The sequence below is a fragment of the Nocardioides sp. genome (genome assembly GCF_041913365.1).
In the GTDB taxonomy this organism is placed as follows: Bacteria; Actinomycetota; Actinomycetes; order Propionibacteriales; family Nocardioidaceae; genus Nocardioides.
Genome location: NZ_JAYSFM010000003.1, coordinates 411,476 through 433,767 on the forward strand (window position 1 = coordinate 411,476; position 22,292 = coordinate 433,767).

23 protein-coding genes are annotated in these 22,292 nt (G+C 65.7%); 15 read left to right on the forward strand and 8 right to left on the reverse strand.

The annotated features are described in order from the left end of the window. Window positions 1–101 precede the first annotated feature (101 nt). Entirely contained in the window at window positions 102–512 is a 411-nt protein-coding gene (locus tag ACE3QY_RS10390) for a DUF2442 domain-containing protein (protein WP_374455939.1), read from the forward strand. Beyond that, window positions 509–946 (forward strand): hypothetical protein, encoded by a 438-nt coding sequence (locus tag ACE3QY_RS10395; protein ID WP_374455940.1) that lies wholly within the window; start codon window positions 509–511, stop codon window positions 944–946. Before ACE3QY_RS10390 ends, ACE3QY_RS10395 begins: the two co-directional genes overlap by 4 nt. A gap of 34 nt (window positions 947–980) precedes the next feature. On the opposite strand, the gene ACE3QY_RS10400 is transcribed toward ACE3QY_RS10395, so the two are convergent. Together ACE3QY_RS10400 and ACE3QY_RS10405 are read right to left on the reverse strand one after the other, a co-directional pair. Further along, on the reverse strand, window positions 981–1,259 hold the full coding sequence (locus tag ACE3QY_RS10400) for a hypothetical protein (protein ID WP_374455941.1): 279 nt from the start codon (window positions 1,257–1,259) through the stop codon (window positions 981–983). Window positions 1,260–1,388: 129 nt separating this feature from the next. Beyond that, on the reverse strand, window positions 1,389–1,628 hold the full coding sequence (locus ACE3QY_RS10405) for a hypothetical protein (RefSeq protein WP_374455942.1): 240 nt from the start codon (window positions 1,626–1,628) through the stop codon (window positions 1,389–1,391). Window positions 1,629–2,032: 404 nt separating this feature from the next. On the opposite strand from ACE3QY_RS10405, the gene ACE3QY_RS10410 reads away from it, so the two are divergent. Then, window positions 2,033–3,415 (forward strand): MFS transporter, encoded by a 1,383-nt coding sequence (locus tag ACE3QY_RS10410; protein ID WP_374455943.1) that lies wholly within the window; start codon window positions 2,033–2,035, stop codon window positions 3,413–3,415. A 157-nt stretch (window positions 3,416–3,572) separates the two neighbouring features. Here ACE3QY_RS10410 and ACE3QY_RS10415 read toward each other — a convergent pair whose 3' ends face one another. Then, entirely contained in the window at window positions 3,573–4,310 is a 738-nt protein-coding gene (locus ACE3QY_RS10415; protein ID WP_374455944.1) for a response regulator transcription factor, read from the reverse strand. Between the two features lie 353 nt (window positions 4,311–4,663). Between ACE3QY_RS10415 and ACE3QY_RS10420 the strand changes: the two genes are divergently transcribed. Continuing rightward, window positions 4,664–6,328 (forward strand): AMP-binding protein, encoded by a 1,665-nt coding sequence (locus ACE3QY_RS10420; RefSeq protein WP_374455945.1) that lies wholly within the window; start codon window positions 4,664–4,666, stop codon window positions 6,326–6,328. Window positions 6,329–6,357: 29 nt separating this feature from the next. On the opposite strand, the gene ACE3QY_RS10425 is transcribed toward ACE3QY_RS10420, so the two are convergent. Continuing rightward, window positions 6,358–6,849 (reverse strand): MaoC/PaaZ C-terminal domain-containing protein, encoded by a 492-nt coding sequence (locus tag ACE3QY_RS10425; protein ID WP_374455946.1) that lies wholly within the window; start codon window positions 6,847–6,849, stop codon window positions 6,358–6,360. Window positions 6,850–7,045: 196 nt separating this feature from the next. Between ACE3QY_RS10425 and ACE3QY_RS10430 the strand changes: the two genes are divergently transcribed. From ACE3QY_RS10430 to ACE3QY_RS10440, 3 genes are all read left to right on the forward strand, one after another. Continuing rightward, window positions 7,046–8,908 (forward strand): FAD-dependent oxidoreductase, encoded by a 1,863-nt coding sequence (locus tag ACE3QY_RS10430; protein WP_374455947.1) that lies wholly within the window; start codon window positions 7,046–7,048, stop codon window positions 8,906–8,908. A 105-nt stretch (window positions 8,909–9,013) separates the two neighbouring features. Continuing rightward, window positions 9,014–9,655, forward strand: coding sequence for a TetR/AcrR family transcriptional regulator (locus ACE3QY_RS10435; RefSeq protein ID WP_374455948.1), 642 nt, complete (start codon window positions 9,014–9,016; stop codon window positions 9,653–9,655). Further along, window positions 9,652–10,434: an enoyl-CoA hydratase/isomerase family protein gene (locus tag ACE3QY_RS10440; RefSeq protein ID WP_374455949.1), complete on the forward strand. Its 783-nt coding sequence runs from the start codon at window positions 9,652–9,654 to the stop codon at window positions 10,432–10,434. The genes ACE3QY_RS10435 and ACE3QY_RS10440 overlap by 4 nt, the downstream gene beginning before the upstream one ends. An 80-nt stretch (window positions 10,435–10,514) precedes the next feature. On the opposite strand, the gene ACE3QY_RS10445 is transcribed toward ACE3QY_RS10440, so the two are convergent. The 3 genes from ACE3QY_RS10445 to ACE3QY_RS10455 all read right to left on the reverse strand — a co-directional run bounded on the left by ACE3QY_RS10445 (window position 10,515) and on the right by ACE3QY_RS10455 (window position 12,461). Beyond that, the gene (locus ACE3QY_RS10445) at window positions 10,515–11,054 is read right to left on the reverse strand and encodes an ABATE domain-containing protein (protein ID WP_374455950.1); all 540 of its coding nucleotides are present in this window, start codon (window positions 11,052–11,054) and stop codon (window positions 10,515–10,517) included. A gap of 96 nt (window positions 11,055–11,150) precedes the next feature. After that, window positions 11,151–11,810 carry an organomercurial lyase gene (gene merB, locus ACE3QY_RS10450; protein ID WP_374455951.1) on the reverse strand — a complete coding sequence of 220 codons (660 nt, stop codon included), beginning with the start codon at window positions 11,808–11,810 and terminating at the stop codon, window positions 11,151–11,153. 30 nt (window positions 11,811–11,840) lie between these two features. Beyond that, window positions 11,841–12,461, reverse strand: coding sequence for a LysE family translocator (locus tag ACE3QY_RS10455; protein ID WP_374455952.1), 621 nt, complete (start codon window positions 12,459–12,461; stop codon window positions 11,841–11,843). A 523-nt stretch (window positions 12,462–12,984) separates the two neighbouring features. On the opposite strand from ACE3QY_RS10455, the gene ACE3QY_RS10460 reads away from it, so the two are divergent. The 8 genes from ACE3QY_RS10460 (at window position 12,985) to ACE3QY_RS10495 (ending at window position 20,715) form a co-directional block, all read left to right on the forward strand. Next, complete coding sequence (locus ACE3QY_RS10460; RefSeq protein WP_374455953.1) at window positions 12,985–13,656, forward strand: GntR family transcriptional regulator; 672 nt, start codon at window positions 12,985–12,987, stop codon at window positions 13,654–13,656. 606 nt (window positions 13,657–14,262) lie between these two features. After that, the gene (locus ACE3QY_RS10465; protein ID WP_374455954.1) at window positions 14,263–15,027 is read left to right on the forward strand and encodes an amino acid ABC transporter ATP-binding protein; all 765 of its coding nucleotides are present in this window, start codon (window positions 14,263–14,265) and stop codon (window positions 15,025–15,027) included. Continuing rightward, window positions 15,017–15,661, forward strand: coding sequence for an amino acid ABC transporter permease (locus ACE3QY_RS10470; protein WP_374455955.1), 645 nt, complete (start codon window positions 15,017–15,019; stop codon window positions 15,659–15,661). The genes ACE3QY_RS10465 and ACE3QY_RS10470 overlap by 11 nt, the downstream gene beginning before the upstream one ends. Beyond that, window positions 15,658–16,311, forward strand: a complete 654-nt coding sequence (locus ACE3QY_RS10475) for an amino acid ABC transporter permease (RefSeq protein ID WP_374455956.1) — start codon at window positions 15,658–15,660, stop codon at window positions 16,309–16,311. Before ACE3QY_RS10470 ends, ACE3QY_RS10475 begins: the two co-directional genes overlap by 4 nt. Before the next feature lie 63 nt (window positions 16,312–16,374). Then, window positions 16,375–17,232 carry a substrate-binding periplasmic protein gene (locus tag ACE3QY_RS10480; protein WP_374455957.1) on the forward strand — a complete coding sequence of 286 codons (858 nt, stop codon included), beginning with the start codon at window positions 16,375–16,377 and terminating at the stop codon, window positions 17,230–17,232. A 72-nt stretch (window positions 17,233–17,304) separates the two neighbouring features. Further along, window positions 17,305–18,534 carry a flavin monoamine oxidase family protein gene (locus ACE3QY_RS10485; protein WP_374455958.1) on the forward strand — a complete coding sequence of 410 codons (1,230 nt, stop codon included), beginning with the start codon at window positions 17,305–17,307 and terminating at the stop codon, window positions 18,532–18,534. A gap of 30 nt (window positions 18,535–18,564) precedes the next feature. Further along, a complete protein-coding gene (locus tag ACE3QY_RS10490) occupies window positions 18,565–19,701 on the forward strand; it encodes an NAD(P)/FAD-dependent oxidoreductase (RefSeq protein WP_374455959.1) in 1,137 nt (378 codons plus the stop codon). 51 nt (window positions 19,702–19,752) lie between these two features. After that, the gene (locus ACE3QY_RS10495) at window positions 19,753–20,715 is read left to right on the forward strand and encodes an ornithine cyclodeaminase family protein (protein WP_374455960.1); all 963 of its coding nucleotides are present in this window, start codon (window positions 19,753–19,755) and stop codon (window positions 20,713–20,715) included. A 157-nt stretch (window positions 20,716–20,872) separates the two neighbouring features. Here the strand turns inward: ACE3QY_RS10495 and ACE3QY_RS10500 are convergent, their stop codons facing one another. Beyond that, a complete protein-coding gene (locus tag ACE3QY_RS10500; protein ID WP_374455961.1) occupies window positions 20,873–22,201 on the reverse strand; it encodes a nitrate/nitrite transporter in 1,329 nt (442 codons plus the stop codon). Window positions 22,202–22,292 lie beyond the last annotated feature (91 nt).

Sequence of the window (22,292 nt, forward strand, 5' to 3'; positions counted from 1 at the left end):
ACATCATGACCTCACGAGACCACGCTGAGTCCGAGCCGGGCACTCGAGAGGAGCTCCGCCTCCTCCTCGCTGAGGCGGGGCTAGGCCCCAACCAGACGCGTGTGTGGCTGGACTCGCCCACCGCGCTGCTCTCCGGACTGACACCGGCCAAAGCCATCCTCGACCCCTCGACCGCCGCACGAGCCCGCCAGGCGACCCGCCGACTCATCACGATGCTGGCGCCGAAGGTCCCCGACCTCGTATCGCTGCTCAGCGCGCGTGTCGTCCAACCGGGTACAACCCTGGTGCTGCTCGAGTTCGACGATGGCGCCCGGCGCGTCATCGACCTTCGTCCCTACCTGTGGGGAGCCGGCTTCGACAACGTGCGGAACTCGTACACAACCTTCATGGAGTTCCGCGTGGATGGAGGCGCACTGGCATGGCCAAGCGGCATCGACCTGTCACCTCGGCTGCTGTACGGCGAGTCGTGGCCCGCTCCAGAGGCAACGACACCAGCGAGCGACGAACCGTGACTCCCAGCAAGCCGTCGGACCTCGACGCGCTGCGCGTCCTGCGAGCCATCGTGGACATCGAGACCCAAGGCGCCGACCCGTACGAAGCTTCCGCTGCGATCACCGCAGACCTGGGGCTATCCGCCGGGGTCTACGAGGCGTGCCTGAAACGGTTGGTGACCGGTGGCTACATCTACGGCGGGAGGTATTTCAGCGGCCCTTACGTCGAGGGCACCACGGAGCGCGGAAGGCTCGCAATCTCGAAATGGCTCACCATCGAAGCCGCGCTCGACCACGTCCTCGAAGAGCTGGATGACATGGTCGAGAACGACGAGAGGCACGACGCCGGATCACAGGCCCGGTCGCTAGCAACCTGGGTTGGGGCAAGCCAAGCGGGCTCCGATCTGGACATCATCGACAGGCTCATCGACCTCGACCGCGGGGACGGGGCCTGACCGGCCGGTGCCGCGGGCGCCTCGACGGCCTGCGTCAGTCGTCGACCTCGATGGTGTACACCACGGCACCACCCTGAAGCAGCGACAGGGCGTGTGTCAGCGATTCGGCCTCGATCTGGATGCAACCGTTCTGGCCGCGGAGTCGGTGGAGTTGCAGCGTGTCGTCCTCGGTGTCGACCCACACCTCCCACACGGCTCCATCGGGTGTCACGACGAGCTTGGGATTCGCGAACGACAGCTCGGAGCGCAGCTCGTCGATGTCGTCCTGAGAGTTGAGGTGCCAGGTGAAGGGGCCATCGAAGGTGTTGTCCATGGGTGGCACCGTCCGCCCTTCCAGCGAACGTGCAATCAACCCCGGTATGGCTCACGACCGTCGACAGACGGTCGACGTTGGCCTCGGCGGCTGCTGCGCAATTCCCGGGGGCTGCCAGCCGGGGGCGTGTCAGCCCGTCGAGCTCTCGGCGGCCTCGACGCGCTCGATGCGGCGCACCCAGGAGGTTCGATGCCATCGCTCGCGGAGCTGGGGCTCGTCCATGTCGTCGAACCACACGAGCATCGGTGAGCCGACCTCCGGTGGGGTGATGTCGTTGAACTCGTGAACCAGCCCGTCGGTGCCGAAGGCGGCGCTATCGGGGCCGGGCACTCGCTCGTGGGTGCGGGCGTCGAGGTCGACCACATGCACGGCTGAACGGTGTGGACGTTTCACCGTCCGCGCGAGCCCGCCTCCAGGCGGGTCACGCAGCCCGACGGGAGGCTCTCCTCGTCGAGCGCGGCGGTCGAAGAGGTGTCGTCAGCCGCGCACGAGGTCTCTGAGCTGCGTTGATCGCCGGCTCGGCCAGTCCCCACGTTCGACATGAGGCGACCGTAGCGACGGCCACCGACACCACCGATCAGAACGGACCGAGTGTCAGCGCCGATGCGAGCCCGGCGAAGAAGGTGCTTCGGTCGCCGGCCACCCATTTAGTAGGCAGTCGGCTGCGTGCCCACTTTCGAGGGTTCCAGCGCTCTGTGGCCGCGATCACACTCCTGCGATCACGGTGCCGCCGCGACCGAACGGGCACGGCGAACCCAACTTCAGGAGATCCCATGACGCAGACCGCACAGGCCAACCCGGCGCCGCCAACCGCTCGCAGGGTGGCTGCCACGAGCGCAATCGGCACCACCATCGAGTACTACGACTTCATCATCTACGGCACCGCTGCCGCGCTTGTGTTCCCGACCGTGTTCTTCCCCGCGCTCGGGGCCGCTGCAGGGACCGTCGCGTCGTTCGCGACCTATGCAGTCGCCTTCATCGCCCGGCCTGTCGGGGCCATCATCTTCGGCCACTTCGGAGACCGAGTCGGACGCAAGCAGACCCTGATCAGCACGTTGCTGCTGATGGGCATTGCAACATTCCTCATCGGAGTCCTGCCCGGCTCCGCCGTCATCGGCATCGCGGCACCTGTCATCCTCATTGTCCTGCGCGTCCTGCAGGGCCTGGCGGTGGGTGGCGAATGGGCAGGCGCGGCGCTCTTGGCTGCCGAGTACGCCCCCGCTCGCAAGCGCGGGCTGTACGGGGTGTTCCCTCAACTGGGACCCTCGATCGCGATCGTGCTGTCCAGCGCTACGTTCCTGATCGTCAACATCGCCGTCGGCGAGACCTCGGATGCCTTCGTCAGCTGGGGATGGCGCATCCCATTCATCGCCAGTGCCGCGCTCGTCCTTCTCGGCCTCTACGTCCGTCTCAAGGTCGACGAGACCCCGGTGTTCCAGCGCGAAGCCATGAGGCACGACACCAGCCGGGTGAACCCGGTTGTCTCGGTCTTGAAGGAGCAGCCCAAGGAGGTTTTCCTCGGTGGTGCTGCCCTCGCGATGATCTTCACCTTCTACCACATCGCGGTCGCCTACCTGGCGGCGTACGGCACCGCGGCCATGGGGCTGAGCCGGAGCACCGTCCTCGCATTGGGCATCGTCGGGGGATTCACGCTGATCGTTGTGACTGTGCTCGCCGGCATGCTTTCTGACCGCGTTGGTCGCCGGATTCTGGTCTTGGCGTCCTGCGTCATCTCGGTTCCCTGGTCCCTCTCGCTGTTCACCATCCTCGGGCACAACACCGCGACGTCATTCGCCGTCGGCATGTGCGGACTGCTCGTGATCGTCGGCATCGCTGTCGGTCCTGCTGGCTCTCTCCTCCCTGAGCTGTTCCGGACCGAGCACCGCTACACCGGCGCCGGGATGGCATGGGCGACCGCAGGCGTCATCGGCGGTGGAACCGGTCCCATCGTCGCCACCAAGCTCACCGAGGCGGGGCACACGGAAGGGATTGGATGGATGCTCGCGGCCTACGGCGTCCTCAGCCTGGTTGCCATGCTGGCAATACCGGAGACCTCCAAGCGGCAGCTCGAGGCCGACAACGCGGCACTCGATCTGCGCCACGGGCATCAGACGGCCGGGCACCTCGATTCCACCGTCCGTGTCGAGAGGACTTGATCCCGATTCGTGTGCGTGCCCTCAATAGCGTGACCTAGACGAACACGACGAGCCGACCACGGGCGACCCCCGCATCACAGGGGAGGTCGCCCGTGGTGGTGCGATGTCTACACGTGTCCAACCGGGACGAGAAGGTCCCCAGACCTACGCGGCCGAACTAGACGCGGATCAGTCCCAGACGCTTGGCCTCCACGATGGCCTGCACCCGATTCGACGCATGCAGCTTGCGCATCGCCGTCTTCAGGTAGGACTTGATCGTGTTCTGTTGCAGGTTGAGGGCCTCGGCAATTTCCCGATTGCTCATCCCCTGAGCCACCAGGCGCACGACCTCCAGCTCCCGGTCGCGCAGGACCATTGCCACTTCGTGTGACATCGCTCGACCTGCGGCTGGAGCGACGCGCTTGCTGACCGCCTCGACACGACTGCGTACCTCGTCGTCCTCGATACGCAGGGCGAGCTCGGTGAGCTCTCGCGCGATGTCGATCAGATCGCCGCGGCTGAGCGCGGTCGCAGACTCGGTCTGTTGGGCTGACTTGAGGTCACCAAGCCGACGAGCGACCTCATCGCTGATCTCGATCTCTCGCCGCATGTCCTTGAGCACCGGACCAAACGAGTCGAACCAGCGGTCACCGAGCCCCACCTGTGTCCTCGCGGCCAGGAAGATGAGGACGCGGGGGACACCGTCGACCATGAGGGGAAGCGCGGCGACGGTCTCGAGGCATTCAGGTCGCACGGCGTGGTCGTAGACATGCGTGATGCCGGAGGCGTTGAGGTAGCTGCTCACCGAGACCGGCCGGCCGACCTCAAGCGCCTTGCCGCCCAAGCCGTTGCCGCGTTGGATGATCAGGTTGTTCGAGGAGTTGGTTCGGGCACCGAGGAGCTGCGTGACCTCCATCGTGGCTCCGCCCGAGTGGACCTGGCCTCCAAACACCATGTCCAAGCGGCTCTGTCGGTGCAGGACAGCCAACGAGCGAGCCAGGACACGCGCCTCCAAGGGGGCGTTCATCGGCGCGGCAACAGACACGGCAACCTCCAACTTCCGCTTTCGAGGTTAGTGACGGCCGTCACTGCGGGCAACGGCGTACCCCCGAAAGTGGGTCGATGCCGACAACCCCACGTTGTGAGGTTCCTCGGCGGTCGACTGTGACCTCACATTGCCGTGTGATCGAAGAACCTACGAGCCACACCTTTGCCCGTATCGCGACGGCTGATGCGCTCGACCCCTCCGGCTGCACAGAAGGAGATCGGATGAGCACCGTCGAGCGCACAGTCATGAGCCGTAGGAGCGCTCTCAGCACCTCACAGGGGCCGTCGGACACCCCCATCTTGGATGAGACGATCGGCGCAAACCTCGAACGCGCATGCGCCGCGTTCCCCGACAGGGAAGCCTTGGTCGATGTTCCCTCGGGACGGCGCTGGACCTACCGACAGCTGAAGGCCGATGTCGACGCGTTGGCGCGAGCACTCTTGGCTCGAGGCATCGAGCCAGGCAACCGAGTCGGGCTCTGGGCTCCGAACATCCCCGAGTGGATGCTGGTGCAGTTCGCGACCGCACGCATTGGTGCCGTGCTCGTCACCATCAACCCTGCTTACCGCACCCACGAGCTCTCCTACGCACTGCTCAAGTCAGGCGTCAGGATGCTGTTCACCGTCTCCTCGTTCAAGACCTCTGACTACGCCGCCATGGTGGACGAGACACGTCCCTCGTGTCCGGACCTCGAGCACGTGGTGTTCATGGACTCCCAAGGCTGGAGCGACCTCCTAGCCGAAGGCCGCTCACGGTCGTCACGAACTCTCGAGGCGGTGACGCACTCGTTGATGCCGGACGACGCCATCAACATCCAGTACACGTCAGGAACGACAGGATCCCCGAAGGGAGCCACACTGTCTCACCGCAACATCCTGAACAACGGCTACTTCCTCGGTGAGCTCCTTCACTACACCGAGCGTGACCGCGTGTGCCTGCCGGTGCCCTTCTACCACTGTTTCGGGATGGTCCTAGGAAACCTGGCGGCCACGTCCCACGGCGCGTGCATCGTGCTGCCCGGTCCAACCTTCGACGCAGCGGCAACCCTCCGCGCGTGCAGCACGGAGAAATGCACCTCGGTGTACGGGGTGCCGACGATGTTCATTGGCATTCTGGCCGTCCCCGAGTTCGACTCGTACGACCTCTCGCCGATGCGCACCGGGGTGATGGCCGGCTCTCCGTGCCCGACCGAAGTCATGAAGCGCGTGATGGCCTGGGCTCCCGAGATCGCGATCGCGTACGGCATGACGGAGACGTCGCCCTCATCAACGCAGACGCGTGTCGATGACTCTCTCGAGCATCGCGTGTCGACGGTTGGCCGTGCCCATCCCCACGTGTCGCTGAAGATCTGCGATCCGACCACCGGTGAGGTCGTCCCTCGTGGCACAGCGGGCGAACTGTGCTCGCGGGGGTACCACGTGATGCTCGGCTACTGGGATGACCCCGACAAGACCGCTGAGGTGGTGGACGCCGAAGGCTGGATGCACACCGGGGATGTCGCCGTGATGGACAACTCGGGATACGTCAGCATCACCGGCCGCATCAAGGACATGGTCATTCGGGGCGGCGAGAACATCTACCCGCGAGAAGTGGAGGAGTTCTTGTACACCCACCCCGACATCGAGGACGTGCAAGTCATCGGTGTGCCGGATCCCAAGTACGGCGAAGAGCTGATGGCGTGGATCCGGCTCCGTGCTGGAGCGCAGCCCCTCACCGAGGCCTCGGTGCGTGAGTTCTGCTCCGGCAGGCTGGCGCGATACAAGATCCCCAGGTACGTGCACCTGGTCGACGAGTTCCCGATGACGGTCACCGGCAAGATCCGCAAGGTCGAGATGCGCGATGAAGCCATCAGGTTGATGCGGCTAGACGGCGCGTCCGCGCCGTGACACCGACGCTCACGCAAGCGCTCCACGGGTCACACGCCGACGCCCTGAGGCGGACGCGCCCACGCGATCAGCCTGGTCTGCATCTCCTGACGCACGGCTCCAGCCTCATTGACAGTCCTACATGCCAGCACGAGGCTGGCTCGGCCCGGGCGGGACTTGGACCAACGCACCTCATCGACGACCACCTCCACATGGAGAACGTCTCCGGGCAGAGAGGCGGTCGGCCAGGACGACTCACAGCGCGCCCCGATCAGCCCCGTCGCGAGGGGGACGGTCTCGACCAAAAGTCTCATGGTGATCGCCGAGGTATGCCACCCGCTGGCCACGACTCGGTCGAAGAAGGTACCCGCCGCGCGCTGCTCGTCAAGATGGAAAGGCTGAGGGTCGAACTCGGTGGCAAAGCCCACGACGTCGGCCAGCGTGAGGGAGTGGGAGCGACTGGTGAAGCTCTGGCCTGGCGTCAGGTCGTCGGCCCACAACCCGCCCTCGATGGTGGGACGTGGGATCTGGTCACCAGTCATGTGAACTCCTTCGAGGGTTTGGCCGCGCTCCTGGTATGTAGATCATCAGAGCACCTACCCGCGAGGTTGCCTACGTGATGAGCGTCTCGGTCTCCACTATCGCGTTGCAGGTATGTTCGTCTGCATACCTTCCGATCCAGCCGAGCCTCTTCGCCGCAGCGCATCAGATGCAGCACATTGAGCAGGGAGAAGCACGATGACCTTCAACGCAGCCGACGCACCCCGAGGCCACAACGTGCTCGTGGAGGCAGAGGAGTTCGACGACTTCGGTGGGTGGACCCTCGACTCGCAGTTCCAGCTCGTGATGGGGTCGCCCTACCTGATGGCGCACGGCCTTGGACGCCCGGTGCGTGACGCTCGGACCACGGTCTCCGTGCCGGCAGATGGACTGTTCGAGGTGTGGGTTCGCAGCAAGGATTGGGTGCCCAGCGGACATCCCGGCCGTTTCTGCTTGGCCATCAACGGCACCGAGCTGCCGCACGAGCTTGGCGCGACGGGTCAGGACTGGTCCTGGGAGCGAGCCGGCGCAGTAGAGCTGCGAGCAGGGTCATTCACGATGGAGCTGCGTGACCTCACCGGTTTCGACGGTCGCTGCGACGCGATCTTTCTGAGCAGCGACGGAACGGTGCCGCCCGAGGGCTCCGACGCGGCTGCCCACACCTGGCGCAAGCAGCTGCGCGGACTTCCCGATCGTCCGGTTCCAGCCGGAACCTACGACCTTGTTGTCGTCGGGGGCGGCATCGGAGGCTGCGTCGCGGCTCTGACGGCCGCGCGCCTGGGGAGCACGGTCGCGTTGATCCACGACAGGCCCGTGCTCGGTGGCAACGCCAGTGTCGAGATCGGGCTCCGCCCGCGCGGCAAGAACGGCCCGCTGGTGAAGGAGCTCTCCGCACGCGAGGCCAGCGGGGACCTCGTAGCCCGAGCAGTGCTGGAGGCCGAACCCAACATCACACTGTTCCTCGAAGCCACCGCATTCGACGTCGCCACTCAGGATGCCCGGATCGTGTCGGTCGACGTGCGTGAGGCCAGGTCAGGGCGCGAGCACAGGATCAGCGGTGCGTCGTTCGTCGACAGCAGCGGCATCGCGGCCCTCGGAGTCCTGGCCGGCGCGGAGACCATGCACGGACGAGAGGCACGCAGCGACACGGGGGAGCGGAGAGCCCCCACCACGGCCGACGACATGCATCACGGGAACACCGTGTTCTTCCGCACCCGGCTGGGAGAGAACCCCGTCACGTTCCCCGATGTGCCCTGGGCCAACGAGGTCGCAAAGGACTACGCGAACCTCAGCGGACAGCTTGAAAGGCCCGGGGTCGAGAACGGCCCAGGTCCCGCTGTGGGTGGCAACCCGGACACTCCCGAGTTCGATTGGAGCCGACCCCAAGGTGACGAGCCGGGCGATCCTGAGGACAACCCCCTCATGCAGTTCCCCGCCACTCACTTCTGGGAGTACGGCCAGTGGCTTGATCCTTACCTGGATGGCGAGCAGATCCGTGACCACCTCATGCAGGCCTTGTACGGAACCTTCGCAAACGTCAAGCGCCTCGAGCCTGAGACGTACGCCAACCTCGAGTTGGAATGGATCGCTCACGTCGCTGCCCAAGGCGAGTTCCGCAGATATCGGGGTGACTACGTCCTCACCGAGACTGACATCACGAGTCATCGACAGTTCCCCGATACCGTTGTGGAGAACAACGGCGCCTTCTGCCTCCACTTTCCGTTCGAGCCAGGCGAAGGCGACTATGACTTCAGGCTCAAGAACTGGATCTTCGACATTCGAGACAAGGCGCCCTACGACATCCCGTTCCGGTGCCTCTACTCGCGCAACATCGAGAACCTGATGATGGCCGGCAAGCACATCAGCGTCACCCATGTGGCTGGCTCGTCCGTGAAGCTGATGGGCAATGGCGGACAGCACGGCATGGCCGTAGGCGCAGCCGCGCATCTGATCTCGCAACGCGCCCTCACACCGCGAGAGATCGGCGAAAGCCACCTCAACGAGCTGCGGACCCTGATCGGTCAGGTGGAGCACGCGAGCGAAGAAGCAGGAGCCCGATAGACATGCCGGCCACAGCGACGCTGCCGCGTCTCCACGGGCTGGGCCTTGCGCGCCCCCCAGTCGCCCCGCCGCCGGCGACCAACGTCATGAACTACAGCGAGAGGAATGCTCCGGATGGGTGCACGTACTGAAACCCGCGAGCGGATGCTCCGCGCAGCCGTCGACCTGCTCGCCGAACGCGGCTACGAAGGCTTCGGCGTGCTGGACGTGGTGGCTCGTGCCAACGCCTCCCGCGGCTCGATCTACTTCCACTTTCCCGACGGCAAGGACCAGATCGTCCTCGAAGCCATGCACCTGGCATCACAGCGCCGCCTCGACCACTTCGGGCAGGCGGTCCGCGGGGCCACGGACACCGCCACCGCAGTCCGCGAAACGGGACTGTTCCTCGCAACGGTCCTCGAGGCCTCCGACTACACGATGGGCTGCCCGATCGCCGCTGTGACACTCGATGTCACCACGAGCCACGACCAGCTGCGCCGGAGGTGCGCCAACTTCTTTCGGTCCTGGCAGTCGCTCTACCTGGGCTCGCTCCTGCGTGACGGCGTCGATCGCACACGCGCCGAGCGCATCGCGATGATGATCGTCGCGTCCTTGGAGGGAGCCATGGTCCTCGCTCTCGCACAGCGTTCTGCACACGTGCTGATCGACGTCAGCCACGAGTGCGCCGAGCTTTGCAACACGATGCCGTCGAGTGACGCACTGACAGCACCCGCTGACCAGTCGTCCGTCAAGGACGGCGAGCAGTGAGCTGGACCATCGAGCGGCGCGGTCGAGTTGCCGTTGTCACCATGCAGACCAACCCCGTCAACGCCCAGAACCGCGAGTTCTTCGTGGACCTCCATGACGCGTTCGATCGCCTCGAAGAACACCACGCCCGGTCGCCCGTCGTACTGACCGGGAGCGGCGAGCGATTCTCCGCCGGATTGGACCTGGGGGAGCACTTTCCCCTCTTCGCCGGCGACCCGGAGACGGTCCGAACATGGTTTGCGGACTACCGCGCCACCAACGTGCGTCTCTTCACCTATCCGCGCCCAGTGGTGGCCGCCATCAACGGCCACGCCTTCGCTGGCGGCCTCATCACCGCAGCGGCCTGCGACCATCGCATCGTGGCGGCAAGTGAGTCTGCGCGCTTCGGCATCAACGAGGTGCCGATCGGGATACCAATGCCGGCTGTCTACCTGAGAATCCTTCAGTACGCGTGGGGAGAGCCCGTCGCCGCTCGGCTGAGCCTCCATGGTGAGGTCATCTCCGGTGCCGACCTTCTCCGATTGGGGGTGGCGCACGCCAGTGCGTCATCCAACGAGCTGCTCGATCGAGCCGTGGCCGTTGCCGAGCTAACCCCGGATGACTGCATCGATCAGTACGCCTTCACCAAACGCGCCCTGCAGGCACCAGCCCTGCGCGACATTGAGGCGCTCTCAGATCCATTGGATGAACTCCTCCCGGAGGCGATGACCAGCCCGGACGCACGTCATGCTCATCGCCGGTACTGGGCCACGCTGAAGGGAAGGCCTCCTCACTGGTGAGTCGAGGATCAACCGAACGCGCGCTGCGCGTGCCGATGACGTGCGCCCGTCGGTGAGCCGGTACCGCAAGCCCGCGGTGGTCAGCCTCGCCGAGGTGTCGAGGATGAGGTGGCCGACGAAGACGCTCGGCGCGTCCGGAATGCCGCCACGGCGTCGCTGTTCGAGCATCTCGCTGAGCAGTAGCGGCGGTGGCGATTTCGAGAGAGGTCTACGAAGTAGGCGCGGCATCCAGATCGGGAGCAACGTGCGACTGTCGACAACTCGTCGGCGCGGATGAAGCACGCCACGGCCATCGCCGCTCTAGCGGCGACCATCGAAGCAACGGATCCATCGCGGGCGTCGTAATGCAGGTGCCAGTCGTGGTCACCGTGCCTGGCCAGTCGCGGGCACGGGTCGCTCTCCGTCAGGATCCTGTTCACGCGACGTGCCGCCGCGTCCCGGCTCGCTCCAAGCACCTCTCGCAGTTCACCGGACAATCGCCGAAGCTGGGCAAGGTCCGCGTGGATGGGCGTCCGTGTGCTCCGAACCTCGTGCCGATCCAAGAAGGCGCTCAGGTCGTCCATCGTCTCTAGGGAACTGTGGGATTCACCCGCATTCACCAAGTCGATCGCCATCCGCATGTTGGCCCGTTCATCGTGACCAAGCCTCACGTCCGGCCCCCAAGCCTGTCTTCTGGCACCGGTCGTGTTGCCCTAGTGAGACGGTCGGCGAACGTCTCACAGTCCCCAGAACGCCCCACTGAGACCAACCTTCCGCAGGTAGTCGGATGCCTCGCTCGGCTCCCTGCGGGTGTAGCCATAGTCGAGCCGTCCCGAGTACCAGTCGGATGCGAAGTGCCACAGAGTCGAGAGGTCCATCACGTATCCGCGCTCATTGCCGCTGCGCGTCAACCAGACCTCGACGCACGACTCGGAGCAGAACAGGCTCTGGTGACCGCACGTGTGCACCACGTCGTCCCACATGTGGACGGTCGGGACCAAGAAGTGCGCGACTTCCGACCCGCTCGGCGGCTCGTCGGTTCCAACACTCCAAGCCAACGCCCGACCGCAGCCTGGGCACCGGGTCGCGACCACGACGGGAGCTTGCCCCGGGATGAGGTGGGGCAATGCAAACGAGTCCCACGCGCATCCGCCCCACCAGAGCGTTGACGCGCCCATGACAGAGAAGCCCAACGGGATGGCGGAGAACGGATGAGCCATCACGATGCGGTCTGTGGCATCAAGAACGAGGTGGCGCGAGGTTGCGAGCTCACGCAGGCCCGCGACGACGTCGTGCTCAGGCACGTTGAGACTCTTGGCGAGGTCTGCCATCTCAGGAGCCTGGCCCGTGCGGGCGAACGTCTCGTAGACCGTCACGCGGAGCTGTTCGAGATCCATCGTTGTCTCCTTGTCACGTTGCTGCTTGAGTCAGGTCAGGGATTGCTCGGCGACGATCAGCAGACCAATCGCAATCATGGCGCTACCGGATACGCGGGTCAGCGTGCGCGCTGTCGCCGGGCGAGCCCTGACTGCGTGGCGCGCGCCCACGCCGACGATCGTGTAGACCACAGCGCAGCTGGCCATGTGGATGAACCCGAGGGCGAAGATCTGTACGGGAACGGCCCACGCAGCAGCTGCGTCGACGAACTGGGGGAGTAGCGCCAAGAAGAGTAAGAAGACCTTCGGGTTCAGGCCGCTCACGCCGAGTCCGAGGAGCGCCTGCCGAGCGCCTGACACCTCATCGCTCGAAGCCTCCGGGGACAAGGCGACGGACTCACTGCGCAACATGCCGACGCCGAGCCACACCAGGTAGGCCGCACCGGAGAGTGTCATCGTGGTCATCATCGTCGGCGACGCCGCGAACACGGCCGCGAGGCCGGCCGCCACAACGGCGGTTGCGGCTAGGTGGCCGGTCAGGAGGCCACTGATGGCGGGGACGATGGTGCGGTGCCGATGACCGGCGGTCATGACGTATGCCCAGTCGGCGCCGGGCGTGATGACGAACAGGAATGACACCGCCCAGAACGCTGCCGCTGTGCTGAGCGCCATCTGTCGACCTCCGAACGAGTTGGTATCCAGAATTGTATCCCATGCTGACTAGCGCGGCATGCCGAGGCCTCCGGCCAGGCGCCTGTTCCGGTCTTAGAGCGGTACATGGGGCAGGCATGGTGCAGGTTCCGCTCCAGCGAATCCGCCGGAGCATCCCAGCGAATCCGCAGGAGAATCGCCATCGCCGCAGGTCAGCGGCCTGCGGACCCGACACAAACGAGACGCCCACTTCTCCGTCAGGAGAAGCGGGCGTCGTCGGTTCAGGGTCGTGCATGCGCCCGAGAACCACTGTTTCAGCCGAACAGGGACCAGGTGGCATACGCGTGGCACGGGTCGTCGAGGAACCTTTGCCCGCCCGGCCTGACGTCATGTGCTCTGGCTTCGACGGCGCGGTACGCGGTCGGGATCCAGCGCAAGGGCACTTTCAGCGAGCCGCTCCGGCCAGCACATTTCTGCATCCGGTATTGTTCCGGACCGTGGCAATCTGTCGTACGCCGAGCGCGTGTCAGTTGGGGGAGAAGCTGTGACAACCGCAAGCGGGCGCGAGGACTCTTCCAAAGGCGCTGCTTCCCTCGTCGACACTGTCTACGACGCCATCCACCGCAACATCGTGACGGGCTTGTACCGGCCGAATCAGAGACTCGTCGAAGCTGCCATCGCGTCCGACCTCAATGCGAGCAGGACCCCGGTGAGAACCGCGCTCTTCCGACTCTTCAACGAGGGCCTGGTCGTCAAGGGCACGCAAGGCCTACACGTGCGTGAGTTCAGCATCGACGAGATCCGAGAGATCTACGTCGTTCGTGCTGCCCTCGAGGGGATGGCGGCAGCGCTCGCGGCCAAGAATGCCGATTCCGCCGCCGTAGAACGCGTGGGGATGAGCCAGCGAGCGCATGCGGCAATCTCCATGTCGGAACCTCTCGACAAGGCGGCTGTCGTCACGGCCAATGCCGAGTTCCATCAAGCCGTTCTCGAAGCCTCGGGCAACGACAGGCTCAGGCGATTGGCACTGACGAACAACGCCTACTACTTCAACTACGAACTCGCGGCCCTCGCCTCTGACACGTCGACGAGGCACGGACTCGACGAGCATGCAGGGATCTACGACGCGATCCACGCGGGCGACGCGGAGCTGGCCGAGCGACTCACACGGGAGCACGTAATGACCGGCTTGCAAACGATCGAAGCCATCGCCTGAATCAGGTCGTCTGACCGCTCGTTCTGAAGCACTAGCCCGGCGGAATGCATGGGAGGCGCAAGCCGCAGCCTCGACCTCGAGCCGGCGTGGTTTGTGGCCCCCTGTGCTGTTGAGGCAAGCCATGACCGGGCGGCGCTTCGCCCGCGCCTGGCGCGGGACGGCGACCGACGTCGTCGCCCGCTGACGGATGGCTTGTGGAGGTCGCTTCGCCCGCTGGCGGCGCCCACCTTCGCCGGGGCGACTGAGGCCCGCCTTCGCGCGCAAGGGGAGCGCTGGCGAGCCAGCGCGCCCGCGATCCCACGCCCCATCGCGAGGCCGCCGGCGCGATGTCGAGTCGCACCCCACGCTCGACGGCTACGAGGGTCGGCGGTTGGCGCCCAGCTCGTCAGCGTCGGGCAGCGCATGACTGCCAGATAAAGGTTCTGTTTCACGCCGCGGCAACCCCTTGACAGTTGGGATGCAGTGCGGTGTGATGCGTTGCACGCAAAACGGGATGCAAATTAGGATGCGACGCGAAGGAGGCACTTCGACATGGTGACTTCCGCCCGCCGAACCAGGGCCGACAACCCGTCCATCGCACCGGACCTCACATGGAGGAGAACCCACGTGCCCACCAAGCAGCCAGCGATCCAGCTGGACTCGGTCGTCAAGACCTTCGGAGACCACACGGTCATCAACAACGTCTCGATGACCGTCGCCGAGGGCGAGGTCGCAGCGATCATCGGGCCCAGCGGAGCCGGCAAGAGCACGTTGCTGCGATGCATCAACCTGCTCGAGACGCCAGACACCGGGACCATCACCGTCGCCGCCAACACCATCGACGCGGGCCGGCAGCTCAAGCCCAAGGACCTCGCTCAACTGCGTTCGGTCGTCGGAATGGTCTTCCAGTCCTTCAACCTGTTCCCGCACCTGACGGTCCTGCGCAACGTCACCCTGCCGCAGGAACGAGTCCTCGGCCGCTCGCCCGACGAGGCGCGCAAGCGAGGGATGGCCCTCCTGGAGCGGGTCGGCCTGGCAAACAAAGCCGAGCAGTACCCCAGCAAGTGCTCAGGGGGACAGCAGCAGCGCATCGCGATCGCCAGGGCGTTGGCGCTGGACCCGAAGGTGATGCTGTTCGACGAGCCAACCTCAGCGCTCGACCCCGAACTCGGCCTGGAAGTCCTGCAGGTCATGCTCGAACTGGCCTCCGACGGCATGACCATGGTGGTCGTCACTCACGAGATGGCATTTGCCCGAGACGTGTCGAACCACCTCGTCGTGATGGCTGACGGCGCCATCCTGGAGGAAGGCCCCCCAGCCGAGATCTTCGCGGCGCCCAAGGAAGCCAGGACCAGGCAGTTCCTCCGGGCGGTGGAGCGCGATGGGGTCTGACGACATCCTCGCCGTCCTGGCGGGCATCCCAATGACGCTCGCGCTCACGGCATCCGCACTCCTCATCGGGGCGGTCGGGGGCATCCCGCTGGTCGTCGCTCGCACCGCACCCAGCGGCCTCGTTCGCCTTCTGGCGCGCTTCCTGATCGAAGTCCTGCGCGGCATCCCACCTCTGGTGTGGCTGTTCATCATCTACTTCGGAGTCGGCCTCTACCTGCCCTGGCTCAGCCCCCTCCAAGCCTCGATCGCCGGGCTGGGCGTCATCTCGTGCGCCTACATGGCTGAGATCTATCGGGGTGCTCTCAAAGCAGTCCACGCGGGGCAATGGGAAGCGTCCGCGGCACTGGGCATGACCCGCACCACCACGGCGGCACGGATCATCGGACCCCAGGTCATCCGCATCTCGATCCCGGCCGCGGCAACGTGGGGTATCGCGCTGATCAAGGACTCCTCCGTCGCGTTCACCCTCGGAGTTTCAGAGATCCTCTACTGGGCGAACTACCAGGCGCGCGACACCGCCGATCCGATCTGGCCCTTCGTCGCTGCAGCTGTCGTGTACATCGTCATGTCCGCCATCTGCGCATATCTGGCCCGCGTCGTCGACCACCGTCTCCGCAGGAGGATCGCCCGATGAGTCTTCTGGACGATTGGCTCGCCTACTCGCCCGACCTCCTGCACGGGCTCCGCGCCAGCCTCCAACTGGTGGCCGGCAGCCTCATCATCGGAATGCCTCTCGGGCTTCTGCTCGCGCTGGGCAGCTCGGCAAAGTCCAAGGTCGTCCGCACAACGATCATCGTCGTCGTCGAGATCGGGCGAGGCACACCCGCCTTGGTGATGCTCCAGCTGGTCTACTTCGGGCTGCCTACCGCTGGACTCACCTTCACTGCGTTCATCTCCGCCACGATCGCGCTGGCGCTGACCACTGGTGCCTACGCCAGCGAGATCATCCGGGGAGGCCTACAGGCGGTCCCCGACGGTGAGCTTGAGGCCGCCGCGGCACTCAACATGTCCCGCCTGGACACCCTGCGTTACATCACCATCCCTCAGGGCATGCGTGTGGCCATCCCCTCCCTGATGGGCCTCGCGATCCTCGTATTCCAGGCGACCTCGCTGGCCTACTCGATCGCCGTACCGGAGCTACTCGGTGCCGCGTACTCGCTCGGCTCATCCACGTTCCAGTACCTGTCGGTCCTCTCGCTGGCCGGGCTGTTCTACCTCGTCATCACCATCCCCGCCAGCTGGCTCTGCGAGCGGGTGGAACGGCGGCTCGCCCGCCACCTCTGAGCCCCGCGACTGAACCATCCAGTCGGTGGACACCCGCACAACCCAACACAGGAGAAAACCCTCATGATGATCCGTAAAGCCGCCGCCATCGCGGCATGCGCAATCGTCGGCCTCGGTGTGCTGACCGCTTGTTCACCTGACTCCCAAGCTGACTCGGCGGCCGGCGGAGACTGCGAGCCGGCGCACGAGTTCAAGACCGTCAGCGACGGCGTGCTCACCGTGAGCGCCTACGAGCTGCCGCCGTTCGGCACGTTCAGCGGCAACGAGTTCGGAGGCATCGACGGTGCCATCCTCGACGAGATCGCAGCCATGGAGTGCCTCACCGTCAAGGCGAGCCCCGGCGCGGCTGCAGCCGTGATCCCTACGGTGCAGGGTGGTCGCGCCGACCTCGCGGCGACCGGCTGGTACCGCACGGCAGCGCGCGCTGAGGTCGTCGACCTCACCGACCCGATCTACCTCGACCAGATGGCGCTGGTCTCCAAGAGCGGCATCTCCTCGATCCCCGAGCTCAAGGAGCAGGGCCTGTCCGTGGGTTCGGTCGACGGGTACCTGTGGGTCGAGGACCTCAAGAAGTACCTGGGCAGCTCGTTCAAGACCTACGCCAGCGGCCTCAACTGCAACCAGGACCTGGAGGTGGGCCGCGTCGATGTGTGTGTCGACAGCATCGGTTCGGGCTCCTACGCAGCGAAGGACATGGACGGCATCAAGGTCGAGCTGGTCGAGCCCTTCGACGAGGTCGCAGCCTCCATCGAGCCGGCACAGACGACCTTCCCGATCCAGAAGGGCCACGAGGACCTGCTCACTGCACTCAACGAAGACATCGCCACCCTGCGCGAGAACGGTCGCCTGGCGGAGATCCTCGAGGAGAACGGCCTCGACCCGTCCGGCGCCGAGCCGGGCGAGGCTCGCCTGATCGGCTGACAGACCAGGGGAGCGGGGGCATCCAGGCAGCCCCCGCTCCCCTTCAACCGAGATCTAGCCCAAGGAGCAATTGTGAAGACCCTTGTCGTTGGTGCCGGTCTGTCCGGCCTCGTCACCGCTCGCGAGAGAGCCCGAGAGGGAGACGAGGTCCTCGTCCTCGAAGCCCGCAACCGCGTCGGAGGCAGGCTGTGGACCGTCCGCGGCAAACTCGCCGCAGGTCAGTTCGGCGAGCTTGGCGCGGAAACGCTTTACGCCGGTCACGTGAACGTCATGACGCTCACACGAAGTCTCGATCTCGACGTGGTCGCCTGCGGCTACTTCGACACGAACGCGCCACCCATGGTGTTTGGGGGCAGGGCACTGAGCGACGGTGAGCGCCGCAGCATCACTGGATGGCTCAAGGAGTCCTACCGGAAGGCCCCCCCGGCGCAGTACGAAAGCCTCGAGTCCTGGACTCGCCGCCTGGAAGCACCTTCGGCGGTCATCGCCTACCTCACCAGCTACACCCAGTACACCCCCGTCGCCTCGCTGGCAGACACCGACGCCCTGGAGTTCTCCCGCCAGCTCGATCACGAGTCCGACTCCTATCGAATCGTCGGCGGCAACGACCTGCTTGCCACTCGTCTCGCTGAAGGCCTCGACATCCGATTCGGACAACATGTCCGCGCGGTTGACTGGTCAGGTCCAGGCGTACGCGTGGAAACCGACACCGATGTGTTCTCCGCCGATCGCATCGTCATCGCCGTCCCCGGACCCCTGACGACCGGCATCGACTTCCATCCCGCGCTTCCTACAGCAAAGACCGCAGCACTGGGGGAGATCACCTACGGCACCGGAGCCAAGCTCATCTCCCAGTATGCCGAGCGGGACCTCGTGAACAGCGCCGTCGGTCCGGGTGGATTCACTGACGGCCAGCTCCCATGGATCGTCGAGCAGTCCATTCACCAGCCTGGTGCGGCGGCCTGCATCTCGTCGATCGCCATCGACTCACCCGACTCGCCGCCACTTGATGAGGAGGCGCTGTTCTCCGCGTTCGACGACTTCGTCGGCTCGCTCGCTGGACAGCCACTGACGCGCGTCGGACAGCTCGCATATTCGTGGGCCCGAGACCCGCTGACCACCGTCATCGTCCGCGCGCTCTCCGGTGACCAGCGCGCCAGGATCTTGCCCGAGGTCCAACGACCGCTCGATGGCCGTGTGTACTTCGCGGGCGAGCACACCGACGACCGGGTCGGACCGGGCGGACTCGAGGGTGCAACTCGATCGGGCCTCCGCGTCGCCTCCGAGATCCGAGCGGCATGACACGGCGTCCGCACCCAGAGGCGGCCCTCGATGGGTGACACAACCGTCGGCACCGCCGTCATTGGAGGAGGCATTGCCGGCATCGCGCTGGCCTACCATCTTGCGAGGCTCGGAGAGACCGGCATCCTCGTCCTCGAGGGCAGCGAACCAGCCAGTGGCTGCACGGGCGGATCCCTTGGCGGTATCCGTCAGCAGTTCAGCACGCCGGACCAGATCGAGCTCGCCCGACGCGGCCGAGCGTTCTGGCAGACCTTCGAGGAAGCCTTCGACCATCCGTGCACCTTCTACCAGGACGGATACCTGATCCTGACCGGGAGAGAAGACGTGTGGGGCGGCCTGGTCCACGCGGCTGACATGCAGCGCGCCGGCGGAGCCGGGCCGGTCGAACTCGTACCGGCCGACGAGTTGCCTTCGCTCTTCCCTTGGCTGAACCCAACGGGCCTCATCGGTGGGTCGTGGACGCCTGAGGACGGACGAGCAAATCCCACTGACGGCCTCTACGGCCTGATGCGCGCCGCACGACAGCTGGGCGTCACGGTCAAGTCCCATACGCCCGTCACGGGAATCGAACGTTGCGGCGACGACTGGGTACTGCAAGCAACCGAACCGATCACCGCGAGCCGCGTCGTCGTGGCCGCCGGTCTCGGCTCACCGGAGCTGCTGCGCCCGTTTGGCCTTGAGCTCCCCATCACGCCCATGCTGATCCACTCCGCCTTCACGACCCCCGTGGTCCAAGAACACCGTCTGCCGCTGACGATCGACCTCGACACCGGCCTGTGCCTTGAGCGCGAGCAGGATGCCGCTGTCGTCTGCATGCTCGAGTCTGCAGCCGCGCCCGGATACGGTCCCGACGACATGCTCGCCGACTTCGCGGAAGCCGCCGAAGTGCGCGCGCCGGTCTTCACGGAGGTCTCGATCCGTTCGACAGTCAGCGCCAAAGCCGATGCGACAGGCGGCGACGGTCGACCGTTCCTCGGCGAGGTGGAGGCCGGTTTGTGGACACTCACGGGCTTCGACGCGCACGGGACCATGCTGGGCCCGGTAGCCGCGGAGTTCACCGCGAACCTGATGGCAGGGATACCCGACGCCGTTCTCGACCCTGCGATCTTCCACCCCCGTCGAGAGCCACAGCAAAGCCAAGAGTGGCTTCGTGGCGCGCGCCGCTAGACCGTCGGCGACGTCCGACGCGCCCAGTTGAATCTGTCGAGAGAGATCGCAATGCCACTTCCGATCCCCTTCATTGATGCAGACGAGCTCCAGGAGCGCCTGCCGTGGCGCCTGGCTGTGGATGCTCTGGAATCCGCTCTCCCGCACGCCTTTGCGGGCACAGGGTTCGCGCCACGCAGCCGGCTGGGAGCGCCAGGTGGCGAGCTCCTTCTGATGCCCGCGGCGAGCTCGAGTGCCGTCGGCGTCAAGCTGGTTGGTTTGGGACACTCCAACGCCAGCCGTGGGCTCGCGTCGATCTCGTCGGTGTACGTGCTCTTCGACGCCGACACGATCCGTCCGATCGCCATCGTCGACGGCACCCGGTTGACCGAGATCCGTACAGCTGCCCAGAGCGCCATGGTGGTGCGATGTCTGGCTCAGCCTGACGCCTCGCGTCTCGTCGTGTTCGGCGCTGGCCCACAAGCGTTGGCACACGCGCGAGCCATCGCATCGGTTCGTCCCATCGTGGACATCGCGATCGTCGCGAGGCGCGTGGAGGCAGTCAACAGCGCCTGCCAGAGGCTGCAACGAGAAGGCCTCGACGCCAGACCAGCCACGGACACCGACGTTGCACGCGCGCAGGTCGTCGTCTGTGCGACCAGTGCGCAGCAGCCGATCCTCTTCGGACGGGACCTCGCTGAAGGTGTTCTTGTCGTCGCGGTTGGATCTCACACGGCAGGCGCGCGCGAGGTCGACGACGATGCGATGGCCCGCGCAGACCTGATCGTGGTCGAGGATCGAGACACGGCCATGCGGGAGGCCGGCGACGTCATCCAGGCCGTGACCTCTGGGGTGGTGAGCCTTGAGCGCATCAGGGACTTCTCGGATCTCGTCGGCGGAACGCTTCGACCGTCCAGCGGGATCACCGTCTACAAGAGCGTGGGCATGGGCTACCAGGACCTAGCGGTCGTGGAGATGGGCCTGCGCGATGTCATACAGAATGCGGCTCTGGAGAGCGCTGGCACTGGGCAGTGACGGATCGCGTTCACCAGCTGCCCTCCCTCAACTGGTTCGCCGGTACTGCCGCTCTCGCCTGGCGTCGACCGGCCTGCAGTCCCGTCGCGAGGCTCATGTCGCCGAGTCAGAGTCCAGAGCTACGCCGAGTACCGCTCCGACCTGGTCCGAGCTAGTCCTACGCGCGCGCCGAGTGAGGATCCTCGGGGCAATCGAAAGAGCGACCGGCGCGGATCTCGTCCAGAACGCCCGGTTGGTCAAGGTCGAGGTAGTTCAACGCCCTGACACGGTGCCGGAGGACCTGAATGGTCCCGACCAGCCAGAGGACGTACTGCGTGGACATGGCGACCCGAAAGTCGCGAAGGTCGTAGTACTCGCTACCGCGTGGCTCGACGACGTCCAGGCAGATCCCGATCATCAGCATCGCGATGAGCGATCCCGTGAAGCCGGCGGCATTCACGATCGCGTTTGCCTTTCCAATGGCGCTTGCAGGCGTGAACGTCCTGGCAAGGTCGAACGCGACCATGGTGACCGGACCCACGAGAGAGACCGTGCAGATGAGGACGATCAGGAGCCATGTGGGAGCGGGACGTGGATGCAGCAAGACGGCGGTCCACGGGATGATCGTGAGCCACACGACGCCGAGCACCAGCCGTGCGCGCCAGTACGGGAGCCGCGAAACCAGCACGGCGATGAGCTGCCCGGAGCCGACCCACACGAACCCGATCAACATCAGCAGCGTGCTCGCAAGCTCGGGTGACAGCCCCTCGCCGCTGACCAGGAAGGGATACCCCCACAGCATGGCCAGCACTGTCACTGGGAACTGCGAGACCAGGTGCGCCCACGCGGCCAGACGAACTCCAGGGTTGCGGACGATCTGACGAACCCCTGACGAGCTCGGGCGCCTCTCAGCGCCACGGCCGTCAGAGGTATCCGAACCGTCCTTCACCGTGAACGCCACGAGCACGGACACGGCCACTCCCAGGGATGCGAGCGTGACGAAGGTGAGGCTCCACCCCAGGTGAACCAACGCGAAGAGCATGGGAGTGGTGGCAGCGATCGTGCCGGCCTGTCCTATGTGTCCAGTGAGGTGGCGAAGCCGCACGCCGCGCCGCCCCTCGAACCAGGTAGCCACGAGCCTGAGAACGCTTGCGAACATGAGCGCGTCCCCCGCCCCCAGGAGCAGCCGTGAGGCGGCAGCGACCTCGTACGTGGTCGTCCACGCGAACGTCAGCTGGGCCGATGCCATGATCCACAGGCCAGCGACGAGCAGCTTGCGTGGCCGGAATCGGTCCAAGAGGACGCCCACGGGTAACTGGAGGAGGGCGTAGACGCCAATCTGAGCGATCGTCAGACCCGCCAACTGGGATGCGGAAGCACCGAACCGCTCGCCTGCCTCGAGCACAGTGACGGCAAGTGAGCTTCGGTTGAGAACAGTGAGGAAGTAGGCGCCGACGGCCACGGACCACGACGTCCACGCAAGACGGGCTGTCGAACGGCTGGTCACGACGTGCTTCCCAGCATCTCCGAGGAGGCGCGTGCGCCGGCGCCGACGACCGCGTCAGCCGCGGCGCCAGGGCGCGAACGCAGGATGTCGA

Coding starts and splice junctions, on each gene's coding strand:
- ACE3QY_RS10470 (WP_374455955.1), top strand. CDS start 15,017: ATGGGGTCTGACGACATCCTCGCCGTCCTGGCGGGCATCCCAATGACG.
- merB (WP_374455951.1), bottom strand. CDS start 11,810: ATGGATCTCGAACAGCTCCGCGTGACGGTCTACGAGACGTTCGCCCGC.
- ACE3QY_RS10445 (WP_374455950.1), bottom strand. CDS start 11,054: ATGCGGATGGCGATCGACTTGGTGAATGCGGGTGAATCCCACAGTTCC.
- ACE3QY_RS10490 (WP_374455959.1), top strand. CDS start 18,565: ATGGGTGACACAACCGTCGGCACCGCCGTCATTGGAGGAGGCATTGCC.
- ACE3QY_RS10480 (WP_374455957.1), top strand. CDS start 16,375: ATGATGATCCGTAAAGCCGCCGCCATCGCGGCATGCGCAATCGTCGGC.
- ACE3QY_RS10425 (WP_374455946.1), bottom strand. CDS start 6,849: ATGACTGGTGACCAGATCCCACGTCCCACCATCGAGGGCGGGTTGTGG.
- ACE3QY_RS10410 (WP_374455943.1), top strand. CDS start 2,033: ATGACGCAGACCGCACAGGCCAACCCGGCGCCGCCAACCGCTCGCAGG.
- ACE3QY_RS10415 (WP_374455944.1), bottom strand. CDS start 4,310: ATGGAGGTCACGCAGCTCCTCGGTGCCCGAACCAACTCCTCGAACAAC.
- ACE3QY_RS10495 (WP_374455960.1), top strand. CDS start 19,753: ATGCCACTTCCGATCCCCTTCATTGATGCAGACGAGCTCCAGGAGCGC.
- ACE3QY_RS10435 (WP_374455948.1), top strand. CDS start 9,014: ATGCTCCGGATGGGTGCACGTACTGAAACCCGCGAGCGGATGCTCCGC.
- ACE3QY_RS10420 (WP_374455945.1), top strand. CDS start 4,664: ATGAGCACCGTCGAGCGCACAGTCATGAGCCGTAGGAGCGCTCTCAGC.
- ACE3QY_RS10475 (WP_374455956.1), top strand. CDS start 15,658: ATGAGTCTTCTGGACGATTGGCTCGCCTACTCGCCCGACCTCCTGCAC.
- ACE3QY_RS10430 (WP_374455947.1), top strand. CDS start 7,046: ATGACCTTCAACGCAGCCGACGCACCCCGAGGCCACAACGTGCTCGTG.
- ACE3QY_RS10455 (WP_374455952.1), bottom strand. CDS start 12,461: ATGGCGCTCAGCACAGCGGCAGCGTTCTGGGCGGTGTCATTCCTGTTC.
- ACE3QY_RS10400 (WP_374455941.1), bottom strand. CDS start 1,259: ATGGACAACACCTTCGATGGCCCCTTCACCTGGCACCTCAACTCTCAG.